Below are 10,613 nucleotides of genomic sequence, written 5' to 3' on the forward strand. Positions count from 1 at the left end.
GGAGGGACTCGAGTCGGGGAGGGACTCGAGTCGGGGGTTGGCGTTATTTGCGAGGACCGCTTGGTGGGCGTGTGGCAGGCCGCCGGCTTTAGTGGGTTGGAGGGGCGCGAGTCGGAGGGAGCACTGCCCCGGAACTCGAGTAAGGCGACGAGGGGGAGTTACGGGACCAGGAGGTCGAGGCAACGCCGAAGGGGAGTTGGCGAGTACGAGCGGGGCCGGTGGGTGGTGCAGGCGCTTGATGGGAGCGAGTGCTGGGGTGAGTGGCAAGGGGAGGCAGGACGAGCGGGGAAGGCAACCGGCGAGGTACGTGGTGAGAGTGAGAGCGCAGGTGAGCGGTGCAGGGCGGGCACTGAGGTGGGTGGTGCAGGGCGGGCGACGAGGGGCTGGATGTTGAGGATGGGTGGCTCGACATCCAGGCAGTGAACGCGACTGGTGGGCGTGGGCGGTGAGGACGAGCAGCGTTGGCGGCAGCGATGGGTAGGTGGTGTGAGCGAGCGCTGCAGATCGTTTGGAGGATCAGCTGGTGGGAGGTAGCCCGCGGGGAGTGACTGGTGTTGGGGCACCGTGGCGAAGTTGAGTAGCAGGCAGGCCGCTGAAGATCGCAAGCCAGGGTTGAGAGGCGGTGTTGAGACGGGGGCCTTGATCTCGCGCTTGGGCTACGAGTCGAGAAGGGGCTACCTCGGGTGCAGCACACGTGAGGCGACTGGACGGGAGAAAGCCTCAGGGGTGGGGAATGGCAGCCGGTTCGAGGGCCCCGAACCTCAGCCGAAGGCCCGGGGGACTTGGCTGTAGTGCCAGCCAGAACGTCTCTAGTTAAAGGGTTTTCAGGAGACTCGCGAGGTCTGCTTGATCCGGTTGGTGAGCTCGGTGACCTGGTTGTAGGTCGACCGGCGCTCGGCCATCTGGGTGCGGATCTTGCGGTCGGCGTGGATGACCGTGGTGTGGTCGCGGCCGCCGAAGAGCTGGCCGATCTTCGGCAGGGACAGGTCCGTGAGCTCGCGGCACAGGTACATGGCGATCTGGCGGGCGTTGCTGAGGGTGCGCGAGCGCGAAGGGCCGCACAGGTCGTCCATGCTGACGCTGAAGTACGCGGCGGTCTGGGCCATGATCGTGCTCGAGGTGATCTCCGGGGTGTCGTCTGCGGGGATCAGGTCCTTCAGCACGATCTCGGCCAGGGACAGGTCGACTGGTTGGCGGTTCAGGCTGGCGAACGCGGTCACCCGGATCAGGGCGCCCTCGAGCTCGCGGATGTTGGTGGAGATGCGCGAGGCGATGTACTCCATGACGTCGTCGCGGACCTCGAGACGTTCGCCGATCGCCTTCTTGCGCAGGATGGCGATCCGGGTCTCCAGGTCGGGCGGCTGGACGTCGGTGATCAGGCCCCACTCGAAGCGCGAGCGCATCCGTTCCTCGAACCCGGCCAGCTGCTTGGGCGGCAGGTCGGAGGTGATGACCACCTGCTTGTTGGCGTTGTGCAGGGTGTTGAAGGTGTGGAAGAACTCTTCCTGGGTCTGCACCTTGTTCTGCAGGAACTGGATGTCGTCGATCAGCAGGACGTCGACGTCGCGGTAGCGGCGCTGGAAGGTGCTGGCCTTGTCGTCGCGGATGCTGTTGATGAACTCGTTGGTGAACTCCTCCGAGTTCACGTAGCGCACCCGGACCCCGGCGTAGAGGTTCATCGCGTAGTGCCCGATGGCGTGCATCAGGTGGGTCTTGCCCAGGCCGGACTCGCCGTAGATGAACAGCGGGTTGTAAGCCTTGGCGGGAGCCTCGGCGACAGCGACGGCAGCGGCGTGGGCGAACCGGTTGCTGGCGCCGATGACGAAGGTCTCGAAGGTGTACTTGGCGTTGAGCCGGGCTGGTTCGACCGTGGGCTTGGTGGCCCGGTGCCGGGCGGGCCGGTCTTCGGGGTGCGGCGCGGGCTCGGACGAGGCGGGCAGACCGGTGGACAGGCCGCCGTGGTTGTGCACGCCGAGAGGACTCGAGTTCGACGGGATCGCCGGCGGCGTGCCCTCCAGGGGCTTGGAACGCTCGAGGTTGCGGATGTCGATGATCGAGTCGGGGTTGTTACCCCGGCCGGGACGGGAGTCCCCACGGAAACCGCTGTCGGGCTGGGAATCGCGTCCGGGAGCGGATCCGGCGCCGTCGTAGCGGAACCGGCGTTCGGCGTTGAACGAGTCCTGGCCGAACAGGTCTCCCTGAAGCGGTTCGCCGGACTGCGTCTGTTCTTCCGGCTGCTCCGGGGATTCGGCGGGGGTAGGTTCCTGGTCAGACAGCTCGGCCGAGGTGAGGCCCAGGTCGAAGCGGGTCCCCTCCTGACGGTTGAGGTCCAGACGGGAGCCGTCGTAGCGAGTGGCGGGGTAGTCGTCGTTGCCGGACTCGAAGTCGAAACGGTCCGCCTCGGGGCGCTCGTCAGGGGCACGGTCGATCTCATGCCCAGCGTTGTGCCCGGGCTGACCTAGGTCGTTCTCGTGACGGGGGAACTCTGGCTGTTCCTCGAAGCGACCGCTTTGACGGAGCTCGCGCCGGCTCTCGTAGCGAGGGCGCTCGCTTTCATAACCCCGGTCGTTCTCGTAACCCCGGTCGGGACGCTCCGCGTCCAGGCGGCTGACGGGGTAGCTGCCGAAGGTGCTGGGGTAGTCCTGCCGGTAATCCGCCGGGTACTCGTCCTGATAGCGGTCGAAGTGGTTGCGCTCGGCGCGGTCGGTGCCGTCAGGGCGCAGGTCGCGCATGTCCGGGACGGATCGGGAGGACTGCTGGGAGTTCCAGGGCCCAGTGCCCTCGACCGGAAGCTCGGCGCGGAAGTCGGCTCGGGGGGTACCGAAGCCGTTCTCGCCCGAACGGGACATCGGGCCGCGGACCTCGTAGGTCGCGTTCTCTTCGGAGTCGAACATCCGGATGCCGCCGGCGGGCGTGCGTACGTGCACGGGCTCACCGCCGGCGAGCGAGGAGTCGACCGTGACGGCCAGGCGGATCGGGATGCCGAGGTGCTCCGAGAGCAGGCCGGTGATCGTGTCCCGGACCCGCTGCTCAAGGATCTCCTTGGTCAGGTCGTTGGGGACGGCCAGGATCGCGGTGCCGTCGAGCAGACCGACCGGGCGGGCCAGCCGCACGAAGGCCCGCTGCTGCGGGGTCACACCCACCGAATCGAGCGAATCGAGGGCCCGGCGCCAGACTGAGGGGAAGTCCTCGTTCGGCGTTGCCACGCCGCTCACCTCCGTTACCAGTCCGTATCCGGTCGTTCGTCCACAGCGTTGTCCACACCCTGTGTATGAACGAGAGGCCGGACCGGTCAAGTGTGCACTCGAGTTCGGTCGAACCCGTCCGGGACCCCACCGTCGCAAGAGACGGGCCCCCGGTCCGCCTCACCCGCCCCAGAAGTCAATGACCAGCCAGTTCGGCGTGTCGTTGCGGGTCGTGCAGCGCAGAAGAGGACGATATCCCCTCGGGCCGGGACGTGGGAGCGACCGAACGGGGCCGGGCCTTCGAACGGTGGGCCGGCAAATCCGTTTCGCCCGCTCCGACCTGCCCGGTTGTGGATAACTCCAGCGGCGCAGATCACATCAAATTCATGTTTGCAGCTGTGAGTGGCGCGCAGCGTCCGGTGGTTCAGCCTGCGGCTGCCGCTCGTTCAGCGCTGGTTGGTCGCGATGCAGTCCTGGTTCCGGCCCGCTCGTCCGGCGATCCCGCCACGGCGTTGCTCCTGGCTTTGATCAGTGCTTTGATCAGTGGAATCGCCGTGCCGATGGCCCGCCCTGGGGATGAGTTTGACCGAGGGCGTGTGCGCCCGTACCGTGAGAGGGCTTGACGGCGACCTCTCTTCGCATGTCCACACAGATCCTTGCGTGGGCGTCCGATGGAGGTCGGTGTCAGCGGCTGTTGTCATTCCGTCACCAGCCGCGCCGACTGCGAAGCACTATCTATCTGGGAGTCCTCAAGTGAGCAAGCGGACGTTTCAGCCGAACAACCGGCGCCGTTCCAAGACGCACGGTTTCCGCCTGCGTATGAGCACCCGCGCCGGCCGCGCCATCCTGGCCGCTCGCCGCCGGAAGGGTCGCGCGGAACTCTCCGCCTGACCGACTGCCCCGGTCTCAGGGTGCTTCCCGGCGTTCACCGGATGCGCCACAGCAGCGAATTCTCGGCTGCTGTGCGCAAGGGCCGTCGCGCCGGTCGGCAGACCCTGGTCATCCATCTGAACCGCACTGGTTCGGACCCGGCCGCTCCGGCACGAGTGGGTTTCGTCGTGTCCAAGGCGGTCGGCCCGGCGGTGGTGAGGAATCGCGTGAAGCGGCAACTGCGTCACATCACGAGGGAACGCCTGGCGGCCTTGCCGTCGGGCGCTCTCGTCGTGGTGCGGGCAAACCCCGCGGCCGCCGGTTCCACCACCCTCGCCACCGACTTCGACGACGCTCTGGCCGCTGCCCTACGCCCCTCGACGGGCAACAGCGGCCGCGGGCGCCGGTCGCAGGTAGCTGGAGAACCGCGTGGCTGAGCCACAGCCGGAATCCACCGGGGACGAATCGTCCTCTGGTTCTCGCCGTGGCCGCACCGCTACCTGGGTGCGCCGAGCCGCCCACTGGCTGGCCGACGTCCCCAAGCTCCTGATCGTCGGTTTCCTGATGCTGTACCGCGCGCTGATCTCACCGCTCTACGGTCAGACCTGCCGCTTCTACCCGTCGTGCTCGCAGTACGCGCTCACCGCCGTGCAGCGACACGGAGCCGTCCGCGGTTCCTGGCTGGCCGGCCGGCGTCTGCTGCGCTGCCACCCCTGGAACCCGGGTGGGATCGACCACGTTCCACCGGTCAGGAGCAAGTCCGGGTGCGAGCACGGGGTAACTGAGCAGGCCTCCTCGCCCGCGTCGCTCGTCACCGAACCCGGCTCGTCCGAGTCCACCCCGGCCGATCGCCGGATGGCTCCCACTGACCAGAACTGCGCGCCGTCCGCCTCGCGACGTGCCGCCTGATCCGGCGAGGAGCCGATGCTTCAGATCCTGAGACCCCTCGAGTACGTCGTCGCCTGGATCATGGTGGCGTGGCACTCCCTGTTCACCTCGATCGGCCTGTCGCCCACCTCCGGCTGGACCTGGGCGCTGTCGATCGTGGGTCTGGTGATCGTCATCCGGATCGTCCTGATCCCGCTGTTCGTGAAGCAGATCAAGGCTTCCCGCGGGCTGCAGTTGATCCAGCCGGAACTGCGCAAGATCCAGGCCAAGTACAAGGGCAAGACCGATCCGGACTCGCGTCAGAAGATGACGCAGGAAACGATGGCGCTCTACAAGGAGACGGGCACCAACCCGTTCGCCTCCTGCCTGCCGATCCTGCTCCAGGCGCCGATCTTCTTCGCCCTGTTCCGCGTGCTGAACGGCGACTTCGCGATCGGCCCGCTGACCGACACCCTGCGTGAGCAGCTGAACAACTCGACGCTGTTCGGATCCGCCCTGTCGGCGACGTTCCTGCGTTCCGACGACCTCAGCACCAAGATCCTCACGGTCGTCCTGATCATCCTGATGTCGGCCGCGACCTTCATGACCCAGCGCCAGCTGATGATGAAGAACATGCCGGCCGCCGCGCTGGACAACCCGTTCGCGCAGCAGCAGAAGATCCTGCTGTACGTGCTGCCGCTGGTGTTCGCGGTCTCCGGCGTCAACTTCCCGATCGGTGTGCTGCTGTACTGGCTCACCACCAACGTGTGGTCGATGGGACAGCAGTTCTACGTGATCCGGCGGATGCCGGCTCCGGGCTCACCGGCCGAGAAGGCGCTCAACGAGCGCCGGGCCAAGCGGGGCAAGCCGCTGCTGGGCATGGGCGCGGTCGAGGCCGAGGAGGCCAAGGCCCGGGAAGAGGCGGCTGCGGCCGCCCCGCCGCGGGTGCAACCGAAGAAGCAGACCAAGTCCCAGCGGGCCAAGCAGGGCTCCGGGACAGCGGCCCCGAAGAGCGACGATTCCGCTTCGGCGGCTTCGGCTCCGGAAACCGCGCAGGAAGGGCACGCGCCGGTCCCCGGCACGCAGCCCAAGTCCGGTCGGAAGAAGAACGGCAAGCAGCAGGCATCCAAGACGCAGGGCCCTGCCCGGGGAAATGTGACCGAAACGTAAAGTAGGTCTCTTCCGGTCCTCCTGGGACCGGAAGAGTCTCGGGCATCTGAGCGTCGGGAAATCGTTCGGCGCAGCGACCGGAACTCTCCGTGCAAGATGGGGAGTCCCGGTCGCGAATCGTTCGTCAGACAGCATGAAATCCATGTGGCCGGTCGTTGGGGACGACCGGTGCCAGGCCTGCCGCTCGGCGGGCCGGCTGCGATGTGAGGAGACGTTTCATGGAGAGCGGCGAACAGGCCGAAGCAGTGTCGGTCCAGGACCGTCCGGAAGACGCACAGGCCTCGGCAGCTGCCGAAGAGTCCGCTGCGGGGGAGACCGCTGAGTCGGCCGACGGCGCCGCGGCTGGGGCGAAGAAGGCCTCCCGCTCGCGGGCCTCGATCAAGGACCTCGAGGAAGAAGGCGAAGTTGCCGCCGACTACCTCGAAGAGTTCCTGGACATCGTGGACGTCGACGGGGACATCGACATCGACGTGGAGAACGGCCGGGCGTCGGTCGCGATCGTCGGTGACAGCGGTAACGAGCGGGCCCTGCGTCGCTTCGTCGGGGGCAGTGGTGAGGTGCTCGAGGCTCTCCAGGAGCTCACCCGCCTTGCCGTCCAGGCGAACACGGGCGAGCGCAGCCGTCTGATGCTGGATGTCGCCGGGTACCGGGCGCAGCGCCGGGCCCAGCTGACCGAGAAGGCCACCAAGGTGTGCCAGCAGGTCAAGAGCTCGGGCAAGTCGGTCGCGATGGAGCCGATGAGCGCCTTCGAGCGCAAGATCGTGCACGACGTGGTCGCCGAGGCCGGCCTGACCAGCGAGTCCGAAGGCGTCGACCCGAACCGGCACGTCGTCGTGCTGCCGGCTGAGTCCTGAGCTTCGTGACTGTCGAACCTACCGAGGTAGAGGCGGCGGCGGCCCGGACGATCTTCGGGCCCCGCCTCGACCTTGCTCATGCCTATGCCCAGGCCCTGGCGACGGCCGGGGTGGAGCGCGGTCTGATCGGCCCCCGTGAGGCGGAGCGGATCTGGGAGCGCCACCTGCTGAACTGCGCCGTGCTGCAGGAGCTGGTGCCCGCCGACGTCGAGCTCGGTGACGTGGGTAGCGGGGCCGGCCTGCCGGGGATTCCGGTGGCCATCGCCCGGCCGGATCTGACTGTGTACCTGATCGAGCCGATGCTGCGGCGCACCACCTGGCTGCGCGAGATCGTGACCGAGCTGGGTCTGGAGAACGTCGAGATCATCCGCGGCAAGGCCCACATCGTGGCCGAGTCCGGACAGCATTTCGACGTTGTCACCTCACGCGCTGTCGCTGCGCTGCCCACACTGGCGGAGTGGTCCATGCCGCTGGTCCGCAAGGACGGGCAGCTGCTGGCGATCAAGGGGGACACTGCGCAGGAAGAGCTCGTGGCGGCGGCTGAGGTGCTGACTGCGCTGGGGGCGGCTTCTTCGGACGTGGTTCGCTGTGGCGAGTCGGTGCTGGATACGCCCACGACGGCGGTGCGCATTGTGGCTGGCCGGCAGGGGCAGCTACCCAAGAAGAAGGCTGCTTCGGCTGCGGGTAAGAAGGCTCCTGGTTCCGGTGCCAAGTCGCGGGCCGGGTCTTCAGGTTCTGGTTCTCGGGCTGGGGCCAAGCGGGCCTCGTCTTCGCCTGGGCGTCGTCGTTAGTTCGGTGTAGTTGCTGACCTGGGCCTCTGCTGCCTGCAGACGGATTGCAGCTCGACTCGTTTCGAGGCACTGTCGCTGCACCGGGGGTCCAGGAACAGCGGTTTTCCTGTTTGAGCGTGGTTAGCTCATCTACGGCCGATCGGTCGATGCTGACCAGTGCGCGCTTGTTCTCCCGGTGTCCACATGCCCGGGGATCTATCCGCCGCGCACTTCTTTGCGTGATTACCTGATGACGTCGGGTGGCCCGCTTGGCTACCGGCGGTCACCTCACCTGCAGTTATCCCCAGTCCTGCACAGGACAGTTCCGCCCTGTGTACAGACCTGTGGATAACTGTTGTGGGTTGTGCACAGCGGCTGATGAGAGACGCGTCGGCCGGCGCCGCTGTGAAAGGCCGAGCTGCCACGATGTTGGTTTTGACCTGCGGATTCGTGCGCGTGAGAGCACGCTGTGCAGTTGCCGGCGCTAGCTCGTCCACACTTTTCCACCGGTGTTCAGCGCTGTGGAAAAACTCGTGACCACGGTGGATAGCGGCTGACTTTCCACAAGGGTGTGCAGCTCTCGGTTCGGTCACGGTAAGAGAGCAAAACTAGGGACGTTGTGGCTGGCCGTTGTGGGCGGAGCCTGGCTTGCCTGGGGGTGGCTTGGGTGGGCTGGCGCCGTCTAGCCGGTGTGAGCGGGTGTCTGGCCTTGAGCTGATCATTGGCTGGGGCGTCTTGTTCTGATCGCTTGGTGCTTTGCTCAGGTGGTGCTCTTGATTGTTTGGGCTGGCGTACAGCTGCTCGGGCCAGACGTTGGTGAGCGCGACCTGCTGCTGCCGGGTTCGCAAGGGGCTGAGCTTTGAGAACTGAGCCATGGTCCGAGCGCTCCTGGGCCAGGCCACCGCGGCCACCGCGCCGCGGATCTGCCCCGGACGCGATGACCGCTCCCAGCCCTAGTCCCTGAGCCAACTCGCCGCGTCGTTGGTACTGGCCCGATCGTTTTGGATACGTCGTCCTCTGGTGGTCCCCCGGCACAGTCACAGAGGAGACGGCTCACTTCCTTGCTTGTACCGTCTGCGTCGTCACGACCCTGGTTCTGGCCTGTCCTTTGCCAGCTCAGGTCTTGGCCGTTCGGTCCTTAGCTAGCGCAGCTCTCGCCCGGCAACTCTCGTCGGCACTAGCCACATAGCTTCTGTCTTGCTCAGCCCTCGCTGGCACAGCCTTCTTGGCGCTCAGCCCCGGGACGTTCCCAAGCGGTGGCGCTCGTGCAGAGCTCTGCCAGCAGAGTCGTGGTCACAAAGGGCCCCGTTCACTGTTTGAGCCACAGAGCAGTCGGTGCCCTCGGCCCGGCGACCGAAGGTGATCACAAGCTGGTCGTCAACTGGTCCAGCCGTCCGCTGGCCCTTGCGCTGACGGCTCGTGGACTCTGCTGAGCAACTCTGATCGGACTCCGAAGAGAGCGTTACTGCCAGCTGCGAATGCCCAACGCGGATTAGCGGGGTGTCCCTGCTCTGCGCGTCGTGCCGCCCTCCACGAGCCAGAGTTGCGGACCACAGCGTTGGCAAGAAGAGCTGGGTCAGCGCCTGGACCGATGTGTGGGGCCGGAGCGACAGGGCCAGGGACAGCGCTGATGACCGCGGCGCCAGAGCAGAGCCCGGGAACAAGGAGACGACCTTGCATGGCTGGCCCGGCTCCGGGCCTCGGGCACAGGTGAGGGCAGTTCGCTCTGGTGTTCAGGTGAAGGGCTTCAGCGGCCCACATCCAGCCGTGACCGCTCTTTGGCAGGCGTCTCTGGGGCGGCTGCTGGACCATTCCGTCAGCTGTTGCTAGCTCCCGACCAACTGTCCTGCTGAGACCTCGAGCGTTCGGTTCCCACCGCGTCCTCTGCTTCTGCTTTTGGTGGGGGATCGTTGCCACATGCCATGGCGTCGTGTTCGGCGACAGGGCACTGGCAGGCGGGGCGTCTGAGGATCTTTATCCGAGTGTCACTGGGGTTGGTTGTGCCCGGGTTGCCTGTCCGTCGTAAGTGCCTGTGCGGGTGTCTTGACTGTGCCTATGTGTCAGCTCAGCTGCTTTATCAGCTCACGGATCTGCAGCACAGCCACGTGCGTATCCCGCCAGCCACAGACCCTGACCTGATGAACCGACGCTTAGCCAATTGCCAGAGCCACAGCCGTTCCACCGTGCCTCGGGCCAAGGGATGGGTGGCCCCTGCGGCTGTGGTCGGCTGCTCAAGGTCGATTCGCCGATCCGTGACTGGGACAGTCACGCGGCTGGCCAGCCGAGGCGATTGAACATGCTGAGTTGGAGGGGTGACCTGCCGTGACCAGCTCGCTGACGTGGCTGAGGGACAAGGACCTCTACTTACGTGGCTGGATCTACCTCGGCGAGGGCCGGCGGCACTGCCAGCAGATCAGAGCCACGCAGGCAGACCTTTCAGAGCACCCGAGTAGCTCCGGCCATGTAGGCGAATCCAGGGCAAGCAGCAGCCTGGCCCGGAAGGTATGCACTGCCGCTGGGTGGGTGCAGAGCCAGATCGAGGCCTAGCGGCTGGGTGCTCCAGAGCAAGCTCAGACAGCGAGGTCTTGGCTTGCCCAGAGCCAGAGCCAGAGCCAGAGCCAGAGCCAGAGCCAGAGCCAGCCACCGGATCTATCGCTTCGCCAAGCACGCTCTGCACCGGAAGGGTCCGCCGAACTCATCGAGTGTGGTCGGCGCTGGCTCAGTGATGATCGACCAAGCCATCTCGTTCTAGTGGGCGAGGCCTTCAACCAAGATCGGCATTCGTGCCAGACAGACTGTGTCCGTCTGTCGAACTCACTGCCTTCCGGGCTACGCTCGCCCGTCGCCCGTCGCCCGTCGCCCGTCGCCCGTCGCCCGTCGCCCGTCGCCCGTCGCCC

At 66.5% G+C, this 10,613-nt stretch carries 7 protein-coding genes; 6 read left to right on the forward strand and 1 reads right to left on the reverse strand.

The window, feature by feature from the left end:
- Positions 1–824: 824 nt before the first annotated feature.
- A complete protein-coding gene (gene dnaA, locus LR394_RS40685) occupies positions 825–3,206 on the reverse strand; it encodes a chromosomal replication initiator protein DnaA (protein WP_331283144.1) in 2,382 nt (793 codons plus the stop codon).
- A 732-nt stretch (positions 3,207–3,938) separates the two neighbouring features.
- On the opposite strand from dnaA, the gene rpmH reads away from it, so the two are divergent.
- The 6 genes from rpmH (at position 3,939) to rsmG (ending at position 7,737) form a co-directional block, all read left to right on the forward strand.
- Positions 3,939–4,076 carry a 50S ribosomal protein L34 gene (gene rpmH, locus LR394_RS40690; protein ID WP_052528269.1) on the forward strand — a complete coding sequence of 46 codons (138 nt, stop codon included), beginning with the start codon at positions 3,939–3,941 and terminating at the stop codon, positions 4,074–4,076.
- Positions 4,077–4,096: 20 nt separating this feature from the next.
- Positions 4,097–4,492 carry a ribonuclease P protein component gene (rnpA, locus tag LR394_RS40695; protein WP_331283145.1) on the forward strand — a complete coding sequence of 132 codons (396 nt, stop codon included), beginning with the start codon at positions 4,097–4,099 and terminating at the stop codon, positions 4,490–4,492.
- Positions 4,493–4,580: 88 nt separating this feature from the next.
- Positions 4,581–4,964: a membrane protein insertion efficiency factor YidD gene (yidD, locus tag LR394_RS43960; protein WP_407937219.1), complete on the forward strand. Its 384-nt coding sequence runs from the start codon at positions 4,581–4,583 to the stop codon at positions 4,962–4,964.
- Between the two features lie 15 nt (positions 4,965–4,979).
- Positions 4,980–6,092 (forward strand): membrane protein insertase YidC, encoded by a 1,113-nt coding sequence (gene yidC, locus LR394_RS40705; RefSeq protein WP_231450080.1) that lies wholly within the window; start codon positions 4,980–4,982, stop codon positions 6,090–6,092.
- A 218-nt stretch (positions 6,093–6,310) separates the two neighbouring features.
- Positions 6,311–6,946 carry a Jag family protein gene (locus LR394_RS40710; protein WP_231450081.1) on the forward strand — a complete coding sequence of 212 codons (636 nt, stop codon included), beginning with the start codon at positions 6,311–6,313 and terminating at the stop codon, positions 6,944–6,946.
- A 5-nt stretch (positions 6,947–6,951) separates the two neighbouring features.
- Positions 6,952–7,737, forward strand: a complete 786-nt coding sequence (gene rsmG / locus LR394_RS40715) for a 16S rRNA (guanine(527)-N(7))-methyltransferase RsmG (RefSeq protein WP_231450082.1) — start codon at positions 6,952–6,954, stop codon at positions 7,735–7,737.
- Positions 7,738–10,613 lie beyond the last annotated feature (2,876 nt).

The organism is Kineosporia babensis, assembly GCF_021129305.1.
In the GTDB taxonomy this organism is placed as follows: Bacteria; Actinomycetota; Actinomycetes; order Actinomycetales; family Kineosporiaceae; genus Kineosporia; species Kineosporia babensis.